Origin of the sequence: Tepidibacter sp. (genome assembly GCF_025210165.1) — a bacterium.
GTDB lineage: Bacteria > Bacillota > Clostridia > Peptostreptococcales > Peptostreptococcaceae > Tepidibacter_A.
Map to the genome: position 1 here is coordinate 1 of NZ_JAOASI010000013.1, position 19,769 is coordinate 19,769.

Annotated in this window: 18 protein-coding genes; 1 reads left to right on the forward strand and 17 read right to left on the reverse strand. The window is 28.4% G+C overall.

The window, feature by feature from the left end:
• Window positions 1-361: 361 nt before the first annotated feature.
• The 14 genes from N4A48_RS01735 to N4A48_RS01795 all read right to left on the reverse strand — a co-directional run bounded on the left by N4A48_RS01735 (window position 362) and on the right by N4A48_RS01795 (window position 15,854).
• On the reverse strand, window positions 362-739 hold the full coding sequence (locus N4A48_RS01735; protein WP_293663951.1) for a hypothetical protein: 378 nt from the start codon (window positions 737-739) through the stop codon (window positions 362-364).
• A gap of 151 nt (window positions 740-890) precedes the next feature.
• The gene (locus N4A48_RS01740) at window positions 891-1,436 is read right to left on the reverse strand and encodes a DUF3841 domain-containing protein (protein WP_293663952.1); all 546 of its coding nucleotides are present in this window, start codon (window positions 1,434-1,436) and stop codon (window positions 891-893) included.
• Window positions 1,437-1,457: 21 nt separating this feature from the next.
• Window positions 1,458-2,027 (reverse strand): DUF3841 domain-containing protein, encoded by a 570-nt coding sequence (locus N4A48_RS01745; RefSeq protein ID WP_293663953.1) that lies wholly within the window; start codon window positions 2,025-2,027, stop codon window positions 1,458-1,460.
• A gap of 244 nt (window positions 2,028-2,271) precedes the next feature.
• On the reverse strand, window positions 2,272-5,811 hold the full coding sequence (nifJ, locus tag N4A48_RS01750; RefSeq protein ID WP_293663954.1) for a pyruvate:ferredoxin (flavodoxin) oxidoreductase: 3,540 nt from the start codon (window positions 5,809-5,811) through the stop codon (window positions 2,272-2,274).
• Between the two features lie 421 nt (window positions 5,812-6,232).
• The gene (gene pduL, locus N4A48_RS01755; RefSeq protein WP_293663955.1) at window positions 6,233-6,802 is read right to left on the reverse strand and encodes a phosphate propanoyltransferase; all 570 of its coding nucleotides are present in this window, start codon (window positions 6,800-6,802) and stop codon (window positions 6,233-6,235) included.
• A gap of 67 nt (window positions 6,803-6,869) precedes the next feature.
• Window positions 6,870-8,147, reverse strand: coding sequence for a 3-phosphoshikimate 1-carboxyvinyltransferase (aroA, locus tag N4A48_RS01760; RefSeq protein ID WP_293663956.1), 1,278 nt, complete (start codon window positions 8,145-8,147; stop codon window positions 6,870-6,872).
• On the reverse strand, window positions 8,137-9,174 hold the full coding sequence (aroB, locus tag N4A48_RS01765; protein ID WP_293663957.1) for a 3-dehydroquinate synthase: 1,038 nt from the start codon (window positions 9,172-9,174) through the stop codon (window positions 8,137-8,139). The genes aroA and aroB overlap by 11 nt, the downstream gene beginning before the upstream one ends.
• Window positions 9,147-10,331, reverse strand: coding sequence for a chorismate synthase (gene aroC / locus N4A48_RS01770; RefSeq protein WP_293663958.1), 1,185 nt, complete (start codon window positions 10,329-10,331; stop codon window positions 9,147-9,149). Before aroC ends, aroB begins: the two co-directional genes overlap by 28 nt.
• 37 nt (window positions 10,332-10,368) lie before the next feature.
• Window positions 10,369-10,944, reverse strand: a complete 576-nt coding sequence (locus N4A48_RS01775; RefSeq protein WP_293663959.1) for a flavodoxin family protein — start codon at window positions 10,942-10,944, stop codon at window positions 10,369-10,371.
• An 18-nt stretch (window positions 10,945-10,962) separates the two neighbouring features.
• Complete coding sequence (locus N4A48_RS01780) at window positions 10,963-12,741, reverse strand: GAF domain-containing SpoIIE family protein phosphatase (protein ID WP_293663960.1); 1,779 nt, start codon at window positions 12,739-12,741, stop codon at window positions 10,963-10,965.
• A gap of 129 nt (window positions 12,742-12,870) precedes the next feature.
• Entirely contained in the window at window positions 12,871-13,371 is a 501-nt protein-coding gene (locus N4A48_RS01785; RefSeq protein ID WP_293663961.1) for a hypothetical protein, read from the reverse strand.
• Window positions 13,372-13,559: 188 nt separating this feature from the next.
• Window positions 13,560-14,924, reverse strand: a complete 1,365-nt coding sequence (locus N4A48_RS01790) for a DUF2812 domain-containing protein (RefSeq protein WP_293663962.1) — start codon at window positions 14,922-14,924, stop codon at window positions 13,560-13,562.
• A gap of 110 nt (window positions 14,925-15,034) precedes the next feature.
• Window positions 15,035-15,679, reverse strand: coding sequence for a TIGR01906 family membrane protein (locus tag N4A48_RS15035; protein WP_443081740.1), 645 nt, complete (start codon window positions 15,677-15,679; stop codon window positions 15,035-15,037).
• A gap of 1 nt (window position 15,680) precedes the next feature.
• Window positions 15,681-15,854 carry a hypothetical protein gene (locus tag N4A48_RS01795; RefSeq protein ID WP_293663963.1) on the reverse strand — a complete coding sequence of 58 codons (174 nt, stop codon included), beginning with the start codon at window positions 15,852-15,854 and terminating at the stop codon, window positions 15,681-15,683.
• A gap of 286 nt (window positions 15,855-16,140) precedes the next feature.
• Here N4A48_RS01795 and N4A48_RS01800 point away from each other — a divergent pair, with 286 nt between their 5' ends.
• The gene (locus tag N4A48_RS01800) at window positions 16,141-16,818 is read left to right on the forward strand and encodes a Crp/Fnr family transcriptional regulator (protein WP_293663964.1); all 678 of its coding nucleotides are present in this window, start codon (window positions 16,141-16,143) and stop codon (window positions 16,816-16,818) included.
• Between the two features lie 40 nt (window positions 16,819-16,858).
• On the opposite strand, the gene N4A48_RS01805 is transcribed toward N4A48_RS01800, so the two are convergent.
• From N4A48_RS01805 to N4A48_RS01815, 3 genes are all read right to left on the reverse strand, one after another.
• Window positions 16,859-17,077 carry an alpha/beta-type small acid-soluble spore protein gene (locus N4A48_RS01805; protein ID WP_293663965.1) on the reverse strand — a complete coding sequence of 73 codons (219 nt, stop codon included), beginning with the start codon at window positions 17,075-17,077 and terminating at the stop codon, window positions 16,859-16,861.
• Between the two features lie 108 nt (window positions 17,078-17,185).
• Window positions 17,186-18,421 carry a competence/damage-inducible protein A gene (locus N4A48_RS01810; RefSeq protein ID WP_293663966.1) on the reverse strand — a complete coding sequence of 412 codons (1,236 nt, stop codon included), beginning with the start codon at window positions 18,419-18,421 and terminating at the stop codon, window positions 17,186-17,188.
• Between the two features lie 30 nt (window positions 18,422-18,451).
• The gene (locus N4A48_RS01815) at window positions 18,452-19,681 is read right to left on the reverse strand and encodes an NAD(P)/FAD-dependent oxidoreductase (protein WP_330665030.1); all 1,230 of its coding nucleotides are present in this window, start codon (window positions 19,679-19,681) and stop codon (window positions 18,452-18,454) included.
• Window positions 19,682-19,769 lie beyond the last annotated feature (88 nt).

Consider the following 19,769-nt stretch of genomic DNA (forward strand, 5'->3'; position numbering starts at 1 on the left):
ATTTGGGCATTCTCCTTTGTTTTGTATTTGGTCGGCAAACCTAAATACTATTCTAACAAAGGAGTTTTTTCTTTTCTACTCACCGCTGGAAGCTTTTTAGAACCACCCGCATAGCAGGTGGTTTTCATATATACAATAAAAGCAAGTCCACATTGAGGGTGAACTTGCTTTTAGTATGTTGCTGCATAACTTAAGAATATTGTGAAATAAAAATTATTAATATTACTATACCTCATTAATAAATAAGAATTTAAATTAACAAAATTTGTTCATAAGCTTCAGTCATTCATTGTTATAGATAACTTGCATTCATTTCCACCACGTAAAATCGTAGAACAAATTTCCACATCAAAATTCTTATTTAGCATAATCGAATTAAAAACATAGATAACACTCTGCCTGGAACACTCACATAAAAATGGGCTGTTGACATAGCCTTCGTTATGTAAGCTACAGGTACATTTTTAAAAAACACGTAATATTTCTTTCTTGATTCAACTATTTCACTCTTTACATTTTCTATACCATTCATTTCTTCAAAAAATGAATCCATATCTCCATTTACTTTATCATATAGATTTTTATATAAATTTAGTACTCCTCTATTTACACAGTTCTTGCTACATTCACAAAAAAGTAATTCTCTTTCCTGTTGTTCAATATGTACTATTGCATTTTCAAATCCCTTGAACCAATATTTCAAATTCTCATCCACTATACCACCCCATATACATTTCATACTCTCTATTTGTTCTCTTCCATAAATTATCATTTACATTTTAGCTAAAAAACATATTTTGTAAATATTGTACTATTCATTTTTAAAAAACACTTATATAATTTAATACGTCAAATCGTATGATTATGTCTTAATACATTATATTTTACAATTATGCATTAATATCAACTATCCACTCTTTTCTTACCTCCCAAAGAGCAACCTGATTAATCCCTGAAATTTTTATATCTTCGTCAAATAATCTATCCCAACTCTTTCTAATCTTAGATTTTAATTGAGGATAAAAATTACTCATATAGGCTTCACTATCATCTGTTATATTATACCTTTCCAATTCTTTTATAAACTTATCTTTATCATTTTTGTCTTTAGGTATATAAGAAAGATTTAATATTCTGTTCCATTTTCCACTATCAAATGTTATACATTTATCCTCTTCTACCTCTAATTCTAAAATAACTGAATCTTCATAATGCTCAACATACCTTAAATCAGTCCATGTCCATATAGGAAAACCTGCTTTTTCTGGTTTTTTTGCTACAACTTCTGCATTTGATACGAACCAATCATAAGCAGTTAAAAAAATTTTTGATACATCTTGATATTTGTTAGTTATATACTCTCTTTTAACATAATACACTCCATCATTTATTATAGTATCTAGAACTATTTTTTTCTGACAAGTCCATATGTTCATATCATCATCTCCTACTAATTTCTATTCATCTTTATAATGAACAATATTAACTATCCACTCTTTTTTTATTTCCCACAATGTAGCTTGTGTTAAATCACAGAGTCTAATACTATCATCAAATAGCCTACTCCAGCTTTTCTTTGTTTTATCTCTTAATAGCGGATAAAAATTTCCTTTGTCAGTCATAAAAAGTTCTGATTCATCTGATATTCCATACTTTTTAAGTTCTTCATTATGATTTCTCTCATCTTCTCTATCAAGGGGAACATACCAATAATTAACTACATACCCCCATTTCTCTTGATCCGTAATAATTACATTTTCTTTATCAACTTCAAGTTCAAGAACTACTGTATCTTCTGTTGGTTGAAGCATTAAATCATTAGTAGTAGAGAGCCATATAGGATAATCAACATCTTTTGGCTTTTTTACAATTTTAGAACCTTCTGTAGCATACCATTTATAAATTTTAAGATAAAATGGAGTAATAGTATCAAGCTTTTGCTTTATATATTCTTCTTTAACACGATATACTCCATTTTTCTCTAAATCCTCTAAAATTCCTTTATGTTGTCTAGTCCAAAGTTTCATATTTATTCCTCCCTCTATATTATTGACTAATACTTCTATATATTTATTATACATGAAAACCATGCATTATTTTGTGTATTTTTCTATCTTTTGAATATAACTAAAATTGAGATTATTGTAATGTTAGCTACTTTTTTGTTAATATATTGACTTAAGTTGCGGTATTTCAATAATCTCAATTTTCGCTTTAAACAGAAATTTCCGCAAAAAAAGAGAAGCTTTCGCTTCTCTTTTCTATTATTTATTAAGCTTGTTCAGCCATTTTTTTGTAAGTTTCATATCTTTCCTTAGAATCTTCTTCAGCTTTAACAAATAACTCGTCAGCTATTTCAGGGAAAGCCTTTTGTAAAGATGTATATCTTACCTGTCCTAATATGAAGTCTCTAAAGCTTGCCTTTGGCTCTTTAGAATCTAATGTAAATGGATTCTTTCCTTCTTCTTTTAATGTTGGGTTGTATCTGTATAAATGCCAGTATCCACATTCAACAGCTTGCTTAGTATTAGCTTGAGTACGTCCCATTCCTTCTTTGATACCATGACTTATACATGGAGAATAAGCTATGATTAGAGATGGTCCATCATACTTTTCAGCTTCTATTAAAGCCTTCATGAATTGATTCTTATCTGCTCCCATAGCAACTTGAGCTACGTATACGTATCCGTAAGTTGCAGCGATCATACCAAGATCTTTCTTCTTAACCTTCTTACCAGAAGCTGCAAACTTAGCAACTGCTCCTGTTGGAGTAGCTTTTGAAGATTGACCTCCAGTATTTGAGTAAATCTCTGTATCAAATACAAGAACATTTACATTTTCTCCTGAAGCTAAGACATGATCAAGTCCACCATAACCAATGTCATAAGCCCAACCGTCTCCACCTATGATCCACATAGACTTCTTGATTAGATAATCTTTAATATCTTCTATTTCAGCTAATATTCCTTTAGCTTTTTCATCTGCTATATTGTTTGATTTTAATAAATCAAGAACCTTAGCACTTGATGCTTTAGAAAGTTCAGCATCTTCTTGAGAGTTTAACCACTCAGTAAATACTTCTTTATATTCATCAGCTATATCAAGTCCTACTATTTCGTTCATTAAGTCAGTTAATTTATTTCTCATTTGCTTAACAGCTACTGCCATACCAAATCCGTATTCAGCATTATCTTCGAATAATGAGTTAGCCCAAGCTGGTCCTTTACCTTCATGGTTTGTACAGTATGGAGTAGATGGAGCTGATCCTCCCCAGATTGATGAACAACCTGTTGCATTAGCTATTATCATTCTATCTCCAAATAATTGAGTTATAACCTTAGCGTAAGGAGTTTCTCCACAACCAGCACAAGCTCCTGAGAATTCAAGAAGTGGTTGCTTAAATTGACTTCCCTTAACATTGTTTGGACTTACTAAATCTTCTTTTGGTGATACAGTCATAGCGTAATCCCAGTTTGGAACTTCTACTTCTATTTGTGTTTCAAGAGGCTTCATTATTAATGATTTTTCTTTAGATGGACAGATGTCAGCACAGTTTCCACATCCAGTACAGTCCATAGTAGTTACTTGCATTCTATAGTGAAGACCTTCAAGACCCTTACCTACAGCTTTCTTAGCTGCGAATCCTTCTGGTGCATTCTTAAGTTCTTCGTCAGTTAATAACACTGGTCTTATTGCAGCATGAGGACATACGAATGAACATTGGTTACATTGGATACATTTATCTATTTGCCACTCAGGTACATTAACAGCTATTCCACGCTTTTCATATGCAGCAGATCCATTTTCGAATGTTCCATCTTCCATACCAATAAAAGTACTTACTGGAAGAGAATCTCCTTCTTGCTTGTTGATTGGGTTTAATATTTTTTCTACAAATTTTGGAACTTCCTTAGATTCACCTATTGCAACTTCTGGTTGTACAGCACTTGACCAAGAAGCAGGAACTTCAATTTTAACAAGAGCATCTAATCCCTTATCTACAGCTTCGTAGTTCATGTTAATTACTTTTTCACCTTTTTTACCATAAGACTTAACTATAGAGTCTTTTAAGTACTCAACAGCCTTGTCTAATTCGATAACTTCAGCTAATTTAAAGAACGCTGATTGCATTATCATATTTATTCTGTTTCCAAGTCCTATTTCAGCTGCTATATCAGTAGCATTGATTGTATAGAAATTGATTTGATTATCAGCTATATATTTCTTCATTGAAGCTGGTAATTTTTCATCAAGCTCTTTTGCTCCCCACTTACAGTTAAGAACGAAAGATCCGCCTTTTTTAAGTCCTTTTAATAAATCATATTGCTCTACATAAGATTGATTATGACATGCTATAAAGTCTGCTTCATTTATTAAATAAGTAGATTTTATTGGCTTTTTACCAAATCTTAAGTGAGAAATAGTTATACCACCAGATTTTTTAGAATCATAAGAAAAATATCCTTGAGCGTAAAGATCAGTTTTATCTCCTATGATTTTTATAGCACTCTTGTTAGCTCCAACAGTACCGTCTGAACCAAGTCCCCAGAACTTACATCTTATAGTTCCTTCTGGAGCTGTATTTATGTTTTCTGTTACTTCTAAAGATGTATTAGTTACATCATCTATAATTCCTAAAGTAAAGTTATTCTTTATTTCTTCTTTATTTAAGTTTTCATATACAGCCTTAATTTGAGAAGGTGTAGCATCTTTTGAACCAAGTCCGTAACGTCCACCAACTATTATAGGTGCATTTTCTTTTCCGTAGAATAAAGTACGAACATCTTGATATAAAGGCTCTCCTAATGCTCCTGGCTCTTTTGTTCTATCAAGTACAGCTATTTTCTTAACTGACTTTGGAAGAACATTAAAGAAGTACTCAGCTGAGAACGGTCTGTATAAACGAACTTTTATTAATCCTACTTTTTCACCTTTAGCTAATAAGTAATCTATAGTTTCTTCTATTGTATCTGTTACAGAACCCATTGCTATGATTACGTTTTCCGCATCTTCAGCTCCATAATAGTTAAATGGCTTGTATTCTCTACCAGTTATTTCGCTGATTTCTTTCATGTATTCAGCAACTATTCCAGGTACTTTTTCATAATATGTATTAGATGCTTCTCTTGCTTGGAAGAAAATATCTGGATTTTGTGCTGTACCTCTAGTTACAGGATGCTCTGGATTTAAAGCTCTATTTCTAAATTCTTTAACAGCTTCTTTATCTACAAGTCTTGCAAAGTCTGCATGATCTATAAGTTCAACTTTTTGAATTTCGTGAGATGTTCTGAATCCATCGAAGAAATGTACAAATGGTACTCTTGATTTTATAGATGCTAAGTGAGCAACTCCTCCAAGATCTATAACTTCTTGAACTGAACCTGATGCTAAGAAAGCAAATCCAGTTTGTCTTGCTGCCATTACATCTGAATGATCTCCAAATATAGAAAGTGCATGACTTGCTACTGCACGAGCACTTACATGGAATACTCCTGGAAGAAGTTCTCCTGCTATTTTATACATATTTGGTATCATTAAAAGAAGTCCTTGAGAAGCTGTAAATGTTGTAGTTAATGCTCCAGCTGCTAATGACCCATGAACCGCACCTGATGCTCCTCCCTCAGATTGAAGTTCTACAACTTGCACCTTTTGATCAAATATATTCTTCATTCCATTAGCTGACCATTCATCAACATGCTCTGCCATAGGAGATGATGGTGTAATTGGGTAAATAGCTGCAACATCAGTAAATGCATATGATACATATGCAGCAGCAGTATTACCATCCATAGTTTTCATTTGCTTTGCCATGATAGTAAATCCTCCTTATTTTTTTAAAATTTATTACTTTGAGTATAGTATACAATATACATTCTGTCAATCATCGCATGATTTAGAAAATCAAATCAAAATCACATGATTAAACTTTCTGTATTTTTATAAAATTTAATTTCTTTAATTACATAATAGTTCATATTTTTATGAAAATCAAGTCAATATGGTATAATTTTGTTAATAAAATTTATTTTTTCTAATTTTTCAGTAATTTCAAATTCTTTTTAGGTATAATTAAAGTTTAAATACACTTGAAATTCTAATTTTTTATTTTCCCCTTAATTATACTGATTTTTAAACAATTTTTGATATTATATAAAATTATTATAGTTTCCTACATTGTAAAAAGGTAGCTTTATTAAAAGCTACCTTTTTATTATACTTATATATATTTTTTTTATTCATTAATTAATTCTACTAAATCTCCATTTCTAACTCCAGCTGCATTTCCTTCTTCTACATCAACGTGCATTTCAAGAGCAAATTTTGGACTTACTCTTACTAATACATTTTCAAATACTACCGCTCTTTGACCTGAAGTTCTTATCTTAACCTTTTGATTATCTTCTACATTGAACTTTTCAGCATCATCAGTATGCATATGTATATGTCTTGAAGCTACTATAACTCCTCTTTCAAGCTCTACTTCACCTTTTGGTCCTACTATTTTTACTCCTGGAGTTCCTTCAAGATCTCCTGAATCCTTTATAGGCGCTTTTACTCCTAATTTGAATCCATCACTTAAAGATATCTCAAGTTGAGTTTCTCCTCTTGCAGGTCCTAATACTCTAACTCCTTTAATTTCTCCCTTTGGTCCTACCACGTCTACTTTTTCCTCACATGCACATTGTCCTGGTTGAGAAAGGTCTTTAAAGTGAGTTAGTTTTGCTCCATCTCCAAATAATACCTCTATATCTTTTTGTCCCAAATGTATATGTCTATTTGATAATGCTATAGGTAATTTCATTTCACTAACCTCCTAAATTATTTTTTCAAGGAATATTATACTTTTTTTAATATAAAAAATCAAATTTTTAGCAAGTTATTTCTTTTAATATATCATAAAAACCCGGAAAAGATATTTCTACACATCTGGTATTATCTATATTCGTATCTCCAGATGCTACTAGTGAAGCTATTGAAAATGCCATAGCTATTCTATGGTCTGAAAAGCTCTCTATATTACAACCACTAAGTTTTGTAGGTCCTTTTATAACCATTCCATCATCCATTTCTTCAATATCTGCTCCCATTTTCTTAAGATTAGAAACAACACTACTTATTCTATTCGATTCTTTAACCTTAAGCTCCTTTGCATTTTTTATAATAGTTGTTCCTTCTGCCTGAGTTGCCATAACAGCTATTATAGGTATTTCATCTATAAGTCTTGGTATTAACTTTGAATCTATTGTAGTAGAATTTAAGTTAGAGTGCTTAACTAATATATCACCCATCAACTCTCCACAAACATATTTTTTATTCAATATTTCAAAATTTCCACTCATATTTTTTAATACATCTAAAATCCCAGTTCTCGTTTCATTAAGACCTACATTCCTTACTAAAATCTCTGATCCTTCTATTATACTAGCCCCAGCTATAAAAAATGCAGCAGATGAAATATCTCCAGGAATATATATATCTTCAGAATATAAGTTTTGAACAGGCTTTACATATATTTCTTTACCACTTATATCTATATCTGCTCCAAAAGACTTTAGCATAATCTCTGTGTGATTTCGGCTTTTATTCTTTTCTATTATCTTAGTAGGTGAATTTGCGTATAAAGATGCAAGTATTATAGAAGACTTAACTTGAGCTGAAGCTATAGGCATATTATACTCTATCCCATTTAAATTTCCGCCATTTACAGTTATAGGAGTAAAATTAGCATCTTCATTACCATATATATTAGCTCCCATAAGTCTTAATGGATCTGTTACTCTTTTCATAGGTCTTTTAGCTATAGAATTATCACCTATTAAAGTTGATTCAAAATTTTGACCTGCTAATATACCCATGATAAGCCTTATTGTTGTTCCAGAATTTCCTACATCTAAGTTTTGGATTGGTTTTTTTAATTTTCTAAGTCCCATTCCATGTATGATCACTTCATTTTTTCTGCATTTTTCTACTTTTGTCCCCATTTTTTTAAAACAGTCTATAGTACTTAAACAATCTTCTCCATTTAAAAAATTTTTAATTATATTCTTTCCATTAGATATTGATGATAACATTATAGCCCTATGTGATATAGATTTATCTCCTGGAATATTTACTTCTCCTCTTAATTTCAAACCATTAGAACTCATTTTTTACCTCCTCTATTACACAAAGTATCTCCTTCTCATCTATATTATTTACCACATCAACATCTGAATGACCAGCTGGCAGTACTAAATTTATTTTTGAAAAACTATTTTTCTTATCTTTTTTCATAATTTCTAGTATATCAATAGAATCTATACCTTTAAAAGTTATGGGTATATTATAAGATTTATAAACATTCAACACTCTATCATAATAACTTTTATATATATATCCTTTTTTATAAGCTAGTCTAAATGCCATATGAGTTCCTATTGCAACAGCAAAACCATGACTAAATCCGCCTAACTTTTCAATACCATGACCAAATGTATGACCTAAATTAAGTATTTTTCTAATACCAGACTCTTTTTCATCTTTTTTAACAATATCAATTTTTATATTCGAACATTTTTTTACTATGTAGATTAAACATTCCTCGTCTAAATTTAATATCTTATCTTTATTTTTTAAAAGGTAGTCTAAAAATTCATAATCACATATAAGTGCATACTTAATAACTTCTGAAAGTCCACTTAAAAATTCACTACAATCTAATGTTTTAAGTGTATTAATATTTATATGTATAAACTTTGGTCTATAAAAACTCCCTATTATATTTTTATAGTTTTCTAAATTTATACCAGTCTTTCCTCCAATAGAACTATCTACCTGAGATAATAGTGTTGTAGGACAATGTATAATATCTATCCCTCTCATATAAGTAGACGCTACAAATCCACTTAAATCTCCTACAACACCACCACCTAGTCCTATAATCAACGATTTTCTGCTCAATTCACTTTCTATACAAAACCTAAATATATCTTCATACACCTTTAGACTTTTAGAATCTTCTCCTGGATTTATAGTATACACTATTAAATTTTTAAAGTTTAAATTTCGTGTAAAATCATACATATACAACTTTTCTACATTTTCATCCGTTATAATCAAAACTTTATCATAGTCTTTTTTTATATCTATTTCACTAAAATTTTTTTTTATATAGACCTTGTATCCATTTTCCATCCTCTATCAGACAACCTTTCTAAATAGTTTTGATAATTTTTGATTATATCCTCCATATTATCTTGTCCAAACTTTTCCATAAAAAACTTTACAATAACGAATGCACATATATTTTCAGCAACAACACAAGCAGCAGGTAAGGCACAATTATCCGATCTTTCTATTGATGCCTTATAATTTTCAAGAGTATTTATATCTATGCTATTAAGCGGCTTATACAAAGTAGGTATTGGCTTCATAACACCTCTTATCACTATTTCCTCACCTGTACTCATTCCACCTTCTATACCACCTAATCTATTAGTATTTCTATATATACCTCTTTCTTTTGAATAATATATTTCATCATGTACTTGAGATCCCTTTAAACTTCCCATCTCAAATCCAATTCCAAACTCCACCCCTTTTATAGCTTGTATAGACATAATATGTGCACTTAACTGAGAATCCAGCTTTTTATCATAATGAACATAAGAGCCAAGTCCAGGAATTACATTTTTTATTCTAACCTCAAATACTCCTCCTAGACTATCTCCTTCTTCTTTTGCTTTTTTTATTTCATTTATAAATAATTCTTCATACGCCTTATCTACACATCTTACCTGAGATATTTCAGATTCTTTTTTTATATAATCAAATTTAAACGATTTATTTATTTTATTCTTCCCCATTTGTATTACATGAGATGTAAAATCTATATCGAATTTTGACAAAAATTCCTTACAAATAGAACCTACTGCAACTCTCACCGCTGTTTCTCTTGCACTTGCTCTTTCTAAAACGTTTCTAACATCTTCAAAATCGTATTTTAAACTTCCAATCATATCAGCATGTCCTGGTCTTACCTTTGAAACCCTTTTAGTCTCTTTATTTATTTCTTCAATGGGATTCATATATTCTTTCCAGTTTTCATAATCCTTATTTTTTATTTCAATAGCTATAGGAGATCCTATAGTAACACTACCTCTCATACCAGATAGAATATTTACTTTATCCTTTTCTATCTTCATTCTATCTCCTCTACCATATCCTTGTTGTCTTCTCACTAATTCTTTATTTACATTATCTAGATTTATTTTTAGATTAGACGGAATCCCTTCTATTATAGTAATCAATGCTTGTCCATGAGATTCCCCACTAGTTAAATATCTAAGCATATTCCTTCCCCCTTCCTCAAACAAGGGCTAGTTATAACTAGCCCTTGTTCTTTAAATCTATAATTAATTTTTTTATATCTTTCTTATATAAATCTCTGCTTTTTAAATCCGTATCATCTGTATTAGATATATAATAATTGTGTATCAATTTTGTATTTATACTCTTGAATAAAAAATCAACTGTTATTTGACCTCCCATAAATTGAGTTTTATAAGGTTTACTTCCCCCTATATGTATAAACATTCCCAATCTTTTTTTATTTCTATCTATAGACGGTCTGTTTAATACATATTTACTTGCAAAAAAAGCTTGTGTTCTATCTATTAAGCTTTTAAGCTTTGCAGGAACACTATCAAAATAAACAGGTGATATTAATATTGTACCATCAGATTTATCAAACTTTTTATACATGTGACTCATATCATCTGTTTTGTGACAAACCCCAGTTTTATCACAGTAACCACATGCATTACAGTATTCGATATCCATATCCCATATATTTATCATTTCATAATCTATATCATTATCGTAAAGTATATCAGTTACATATTTCGCTATAATAAAACAGTTTTTTCCTTTTCTAGGACTTGCATTTATAACTAAAAACTTCACCCATTATCCCCCCATTTATTAACCTAACCTATTCTTTACAAATAGAATTAGTAGGTCATCTTCTAAGCTATCTTTTTCTGTAAAGTTTTTTAATTCTATTTTAAGTTTATCATATATATTTGAGGTCGTATTAGTATAATTATTCTTTATTAATTTCTTCAACCTATCTAACCCAAATTCTTCTTTATATTGATTAGATGCTTCTATTATACCATCAGTATACATACATATAAGTTCATACTCATTTATATTATAAGAATATTCATTGTATACCATATCTTTTAATACACCAATTGGCATACCTTTATCAAAACCTATATCTTCTACGATTATTCCATTGTTTTTCTTGATTCCTATATAGTTATGATGACCAGCATTTGCTATTACTGCTTTTCCAGTTTTAGAATCGAATATTCCTATTCTAGCTGTAGCAAATGCATTGACCTTATCAAAATCATCATATAATATAGAATTCATCTTCGTCAATATGCTTCCAGCTGATTCTTTTTCATATACTAAAGTCTGAAGCACTCCTTTTATCATAGCTACAAAATAATTAGACATTATTCCATGCCCCATAACATCTGCTATAAATATGCATATCTTACTCTCATCTATTCTTATTATTTTACAAAAATCTCCACCTATATATTTTGAGGGTTCATGAAAATATACTATTTCTTTTGAATCCGAAAATTTAATCTGAGTATCATTCATCATAAGTTTTTGCTGTTTTGATACAATCTCCAGCTCTTTTTCCAACAAATCATGTTCAAATATCTTCTTAGAATTATTATACATTTGAATAGCAAGCACTGTTTGAGATGAAAATATATTGAGTATTTTAATATCATCATTAGTATATTTTTTACTGTTTACAGCTGCTATATATCCTACGGTTTCATTTTCAACCTTCAATCTATAGTATATTAAAGATTTTATATTATCATCATCTATATGCTTTTTTAAATTTTTAGGATTATAATATTTTCCATTATTATCTATGTCTTTGTCATTTCTTATAACACACCCTAGTGCTTTGTGTATATTTATACTTTCATTTCCATATTGATTAAACGACTGTGTTTTATTGTTATTGTCATTAAGTATTACTATTGAACTCTCACTAAGTGTAAGTTTACACATTTGTCTACTAATTAAAGAAAGAAAGTTATCTACCGATTTATTTGCGTACAGCTCTTTTGTTGCCTTGCTTATATAGTTTATAGCTTCTCTTAATTTTTTTATCAACGTATCTATTTTATAATTTTCCTTTGTTATTTCTATTGAAAGACTTATTAACGAAGAAACAGAAAATATAAAGTTTATATCTTCTTGTGAAAGATCGTCATCTTCTGTTAGGTAACAAGTTATAAATCCAATTACATTATTATTTGCTATAAGAGGAAACACTATTCTTCCTATATATCCTTCTTTTGTTGCCATATCTCTTTCCATTATTGCTCTATCGTCTTTAAATATATTTTTTACCCAGACTATTTTTTTTTCAAATATAGCTTCATGAATGTATTTAGGGTATTCATTGAAGTCTATTTTAATTTTATCTTCATCTGTATTTGAAAATAATTCAGGTATATAATCTAGAGTAGCAGAACACACTAAGTATGAATATTTGTAATTATTTTTATAAAATAAATTTATACATGCTTTTCTAGGATGTATCACATTTAACATTTTAGATACAACCTCGTCTTTTATTTCAAAAAAGTTCATAGATGCAGTAACTAGTTTGGATATTTCTAATATATTATATACTCTATATCTATCATTTTTCATAATTTGTCCCCCCACTTCAAGCCATTTATCCGAAAGCTAAAAGTTCTAAGATTCCATACTCTTATAAGTCTGGATATAAGAACTTAAGTAAAATCTCTATCTAATATTAAGTTTCACTTTATGCCAAAGCTATTTAGAAAGTTTCTGTTGAAAAGTGTTTTCGTTCATATTTTTTATGTTACTATATATGTCATTTATAGTAAATACTAAAAGAGTGATAATTATACCCATATAAAGTTTAGTGTAGTCTGAAAACTGCATAAGTATAAACATAACCATAACTGTTTTTATTTTTAATTTTGAATTTTCTTTTATCACTTCATCAAATACTCTCTTTAATGAAAATGTTTTATTTTTCATATTCTCCTTAAAATTATGCGTTATAATTTTTTTATAAAATATAAATCCTATTAAAAACACTGTGCTTACATATATATTTATCTTAACCATAATCAAAAATACAAATATGTTTAAGATATACTTAGCTATTTTAGCGAGTAAACTATCTATCTTTTTTATTATATCTATATCCTCTTTTTTATTAATACTGTATTTATTTACTTTTTTTAAATCTTTTATTTTACCCTTTATCAATTCTTTATATATTAAGCCTACAAAATTATTTAGCATAAAATCACCTCTTATTTTTTATTTTATTCTTTCCATTTATAAAAATTTTATACTTTTTAATTTTGTATACCTCCATAATACCAACAAGCTTTATAACTCTATATCTCAAAATAGTAACAAATATAGTTCTTATAGGCATAATAATAGGAATGCCCATGTTTTTATTAAAGACATCCCTTTATATATATTTATAAGTCTAATTTTTCTTTACATATACTGATAATATCTTTTCTTGAAAAAACTAAATCTCCATCTAAAACATATATGATATTATCTTTCTTAATTATTATACTAGACTTTTCATTATTAAGATAATATCCCTTTTCTACATTCCATATTTTATTATCTATCTTACTGATTTGATTATCCATACATTCCTCATTATATCTTTTATATTTCTTTTCTTTATCTTTTACATATTCCTCAAATATATAATTAGCAATATCGTTATTCCTACATTGAATATAGCGAGTTTCAATATGATTTATTTGATTAGGTTTGTACTTTCCATATAAATTTTCGCTATATTCAAGACTGATTGGAACTAAAATACTAGAGTCTTTATCTGCATAGATATCTAATTTATTTGAAGCTACTTTAAAATCAGATAACTTTAAAACAGATATATTACTTGGTATTTCTACATCCTTGTTAAAATCTGAATCATAAAGTGATACGGTCATAAATAAAATTGTAAAACCTACTATAATACCTATAGCTAATACCAAAATACTAACAAATAAAATAATATTCTTTTTTCTAGTTCTCTTCTTACTTCTTATTTTCTTTTTTAAATATCCACCTAATATCAAACCTATTATAACTGGTAGAAATGCTATCATTGATAATAATATACCATTATCAAATATATCAATAGAAGCATATATGATATATATAAAATATATAGCTATTAAAGTCCAGGTAATTATACTATTAATAAAAACCGCCTTTGCTGAAGCAAACCATAGTTTTTCACCTTTATGTACTCTAGTTTTATTTCTAATAAACCATATAGCTTGAGGCAAATATACCGATAAATTTATTAATATTAGAAAAATAGGTGTTATAATTGAAATCATACCAGAATTGCTAAAGAGATTTTCATAGTCAAAGCCTATAGATGGATTTATATTAACAAATATAATAAGCATCATTAACATCATGGATATAAATTCAGTTTTCATAAAAACATTCTTTATCATTTTGTATTCTTCATTACTGTCTTTATGTATTGCTTTAGCAGCATCATTCTTATTTTTATAAAATATCTGATACAATTGGTTGCTAGTACAGTATGTCCACCCATTATTTTCACAGAGTTTTCTAAAATCCATTGATTTTTCTTCATCTGGATAATCAAATACTGTGTCTGGATAAAATAAGTTCACATTAAAATCTAACTCTTTAGGTTCACATTTTTCAAATGTAAACTTGCCTTTTTTAGCTTCAATTAACATATATCCTTTAGTCGACATTTCTTCAAAATAGCACTCTAAGTATTTATAGTCTGTTACAGAAGTAAATTTGTGTTTTTTTACAATATCTTTACTCACTCGTTATCCCTCTTTAACTGAATAGTTCTATATATCCACAGCAAGTACATGATGCTTTTTTTGTTTTATCTTGAAATCTTATATTATCACACTTAAAGCAAGAAAAAAAGCTAGAGCTTTGGCTCTAGCTTTTTTCTTTTAATCAAAAAGAAATTAATATATATTAGGATAAAAGTTAATGTTAGGGCAGTTATAAAAATATATACACTTATGCTTTGAAAAAATTCAAGTGGCAATAGATTTATTATTACACTCTCTTTTGGATTTAATAACCAGTCATCGTTATTAAAAAATATTTTATGAAATAATGTAAAGCACTTATAGTAATTTAAAGATATTATAGAGCATAATAGGATAAAAAATATACATGTTGTTAAAATGCTTTTGTTAAAACTTTTTAGCATATTCTTAATATCTTTTCTATTTATATAGATTATCCCACAAATTACTATTTCAAATAACCTTTTTATCAAGATTCCTTTTTGAAATATATACTTTACATCCTTCATATGTCTTTTTTCTTTATTTGAAAAAACATCTTTATAATCTAAATTCACATCATACTTCAAATAGTCTATCAAATTATAAGTTATATTCCTTACATCTTCTTTTGAATATGTAATGTTTTGATAAACATGATTTTTATCATATTGGATAAAGTAAAAGAAGGAATTTAAAGAATAAAATTCAATACTTATTAAGAGTATAAGAAAAAATATTAAACCTCCACATAAATAATATATAATTTTTTTCATTCTAAGCCATAGCTTTTTCTAATTTTTCTAAATGCTGTATAGGAAAATATTTAAGTAACTCTTTAAACTGCTCAACTGTAAGACCTGATGTAGTTGTGTATATTCTTATTTGTTCGTCTAATGAAGCATTCTTAAACTGCTCCTTAACCGCTTCAAAATTCACATTTTGTTCCATTTAAATCACTCCTTAAATCATTTTAGGTATATGAAAAAAAATAAATAAGTCAAGTTACGAAGTAATTTTGATTATTTTCTAGGCACTCAATCATGAGCATAATCACTGTATATAAGTGATTGAGTAACGACGAAAAGAATCAAAAAGACGAGTAAGATGACTAGTTTATTTTTTGAATATGCCTTAATTCTATTGTTTACTAAAATGCTTTAAAATATTCTATATTGATTTCTAAGTTTAGTTATATTATTATTTAATACATAATTTAAAGTTAAGGAGATAAGTTATGTTTGATTTAGAAAAGATTTTAAAATCTAGTGTATTGTTCAAAAATATAGGAGATATTAATTTAAATGATATGCTATCCAACATTAACTACAAAATAAAATCATTCAATAAAAACGAGTTAATAGCAATAGAAGGAGATTCTTTAACTAGTATAGGTATTTTACTATCTGGTAATGTGGAGATTCAAAAAATCTACCCCTCTGGTAAGACTCTTACAATTTCAACATTGTCATCAGGTGATATATTTGGAGAAGTTATAGTTTTCTCTCAAAAGAATTCATACCCTGCAACCTTAATACCAATAACTTCTACAAAAATTATGTTCATGTCAAAAGAAGATATTTTAAAGATTTGCACAATAAATCCAGATATACTAAAAAACTTTATGTCACTATTATCTAATAAAATACTTATGCTAAATAAAAAAGTAAAAACATTATCCTATCAAACTATAAGGGAAAAGATTGCGAGCTATGTCTTAGATGAATATTCAAAACAAAAAAAGCTATTAATAAATATACCTCATTCAAGACAAGAGATGTCAGAGCAATTCGCTGTAACTAGACCATCTTTATCTAGAGAGCTTATAAAAATGAGAGAAGAAGAATTAATAGAGTTTAATAGAAATACTATACTTATAAAAAATTTAGGTAAATTAGAAGATTTTATATTGTAAAAGCGAAGAATTAATTCTTCGCTTTTATTTTTCAAACTAATTATTTAGGTTGTTGTCCACTCATTTGTTGCTCAGCCATTTCAACTAATTTCTTAGTCATATTTCCACCTACATAACCATTTTGTCTAGCTGTTAGGTTTCCTTTATCCATACTTTCATAATTAGATAATCCTAATTCATTAGCTGTTTCAAGTTTCATTTGATTTAAAGCTTGTTTAGCTTCTGGAACTGCTTTGTTATTATAATTATTGTTAGCCATATTAAATCCCTCACTTTATTTTTTATTTGTTGCTTATTAGTATTTTGTGAAGAATTTAAAATTTCATGTATAGTACATTTTGTAAATCCATACTTTTTATGGAGAATATTATATATTTAAACATTCTAATCTTAAGAAATTTAAAGCTTCAATAGAAGTTCTATTTCGTATTCTATTTCTATCTCCTTTTAAATTTAATTGTTTGACCTTTGTAACTCCGTTTATACAAATACCTATATATACAAGACCCACAGGTTTTTGATCACTTCCACCACTTGGACCTGCTATTCCTGTTACAGAAATACCTATATTAGATTTTGTGTTTTTGGCTATTCCAATAGCCATCTCAGCAGCAGTTTGTTCACTTACAGCCCCATATTTTTCAAGTGTTTCCTTTTTAACTCCAAGTCTTTTCATCTTTGATTCATTGCTGTAAGTAACCATACCTTCATTAAATACAGACGATATTCCTGGATAATTTATAAACTTTGATGCTATAAGTCCTCCTGTACAAGATTCAGCAGTAGCTATCGTCAAATTTTTATTTATAATCATTTTAGCAACTTCAAATTCAAGGCAAGTATCATCTTCTCCATAAATAAATGGAGATAACCTTGAATAAATTTCATTTTTTATTGGTTCAATCAACTCTTTAGCTTCTTTTTTAGATGAAGCTCTAGCTGTTATTCTAAGAGTTACCTCTGAGTTCTTTGCATAAGGCGCTATTGTTGGATTAATCTGACTTTCAATTAAATCTTTTATTTTTTCCTCTACACTACTTTCTCCCATTCCACATATTCTTAAAGTTTTAGATTCTAAAATATTTTTTTGATATTTCTGAAGATATGGCTTTGCATAGTTTTTAAACATATGAGTCATCTCTCTTGGGGGACCAGGAAACAATATAACTGTTTTATCATTATCCTTAATTATACAACCTGGTGCTGTTCCACAATCATTTTTTAATATAATGCTATCTTTAGGAAAAAAGGCCTGTTTCTCATTAGATTTAACCATTTTCTTATTTTGAGATTTAAAATACTCTTTTATATAATCCATACTATCTTCATTTATTTCAAGTTTTTTATTAAAAAATTCAGCACATACTTCTTTCGTCAAATCATCCTTAGTAGGTCCCAGCCCACCCGTAGTAATAACAAGATTTGCCCTTGTAAAAGCTATTTTAAGAGCTTCTTTTAACCTATCGGTATTATCCCCCACAACAGTTTGATAATAAACGTAAATGCCTAAATCAGCTAGTTCTTTGGCTAAAAATTGTGCATTAGTATTAACTATATCTCCTAACAATATTTCTGTCCCAACACAAATTATCTCTGCTTTCATACAATCACCCCTCAGTTTATCTATATTATTTTAACAATTAAGTCCAGCAAGGTATCCTGTAGAAAAAGCTATTTGAAGATTAAACCCACCTGTATAAGCATCTACATCAATAACTTCACCCGCAAAATACAATCCTTTAATTAATTTAGATTCCATAGTGCTTGGATTGATTTCATTTATCTTTACTCCTCCAGATGTAACTATAGCATCCTTTACAGGTCTATATTTCTTTATATTTAAAGTCATGTTTTTCAAAGTATCAATTAATTTTTTACGCTCTTCTTTTGATATTTGATTTACTATTTTTTCAGAATCTATCTCTGTTAATTCTATTATAGTAGGAATCATCTTTTGAGGTAGTAGATCCTTTAAAGATTCTTCAAAAGTTTTAGTTGAATACTTATTAAAATCCCTTTGTATCCTATTATCAAGTTTTTCGTTAGATAAAGCTGGTTTTAAATCTATTATTACCTTATAATCATTTTTATCCATATCTTTTATATAACAACTTGCAGATAATATAACAGGTCCTGATATTCCATAACTGTTAAAATTAAGTTCTCCAAAATCATCATATACCTTTTTATTATTTTTATTTAAAACTTTCATAGATATATTTCTAAGCGTTAATCCCTGCAAATTTTTTACCCATTTTTCTTTAGTCTCAAGCGGGACTAAAGATGGCTTTATTTTATTTATATTATGTCCATTTTGTCTTGCAAATTTATATCCATCTCCAGTTGATCCTGTTTGAGGATAAGACGCTCCTCCAGTTGCAACTATAACTCTATCACACTCTATAATTTTTCCATTTTTCATTATTACACCTTTTGCAAGTCCATCCTTTGATTCAACCTTGTCAACTTCTCCTTTTAAAATTTTTACATTATTTTGTTTCATATATTTTTTTAGAGCTTCAACCACATCTGAAGATTTATCTGAAGCTGGGAATACTCTATTTCCTCTCTCTACCTTAGTTTTAACACCTAATTTATTAAATAAATCTATAACATCCATATTCGTAAATGTATAAAAAGCACTATATAAAAATTTCCCATTTACAGGAACATTCTCTATTAACTCTTCCACATCACAATCATTAGTTATATTGCATCTTCCTTTTCCCGTTATTAAAAGTTTCTTTCCCATGATACTATTTTTTTCAATCAAAATAACATCTAGACCTCTTTTACCAGCAATAGATGCTGCAATCATTCCAGCTGCTCCTCCACCAATTACTACTACTTTTTTATCTATCAATCAAAATTCCTCCTCAGTTATTTATCTTAATTACATTTAAAATAATAACCGAAAAATAAAATAAGGACAAGATTAAATCTTATCCTTA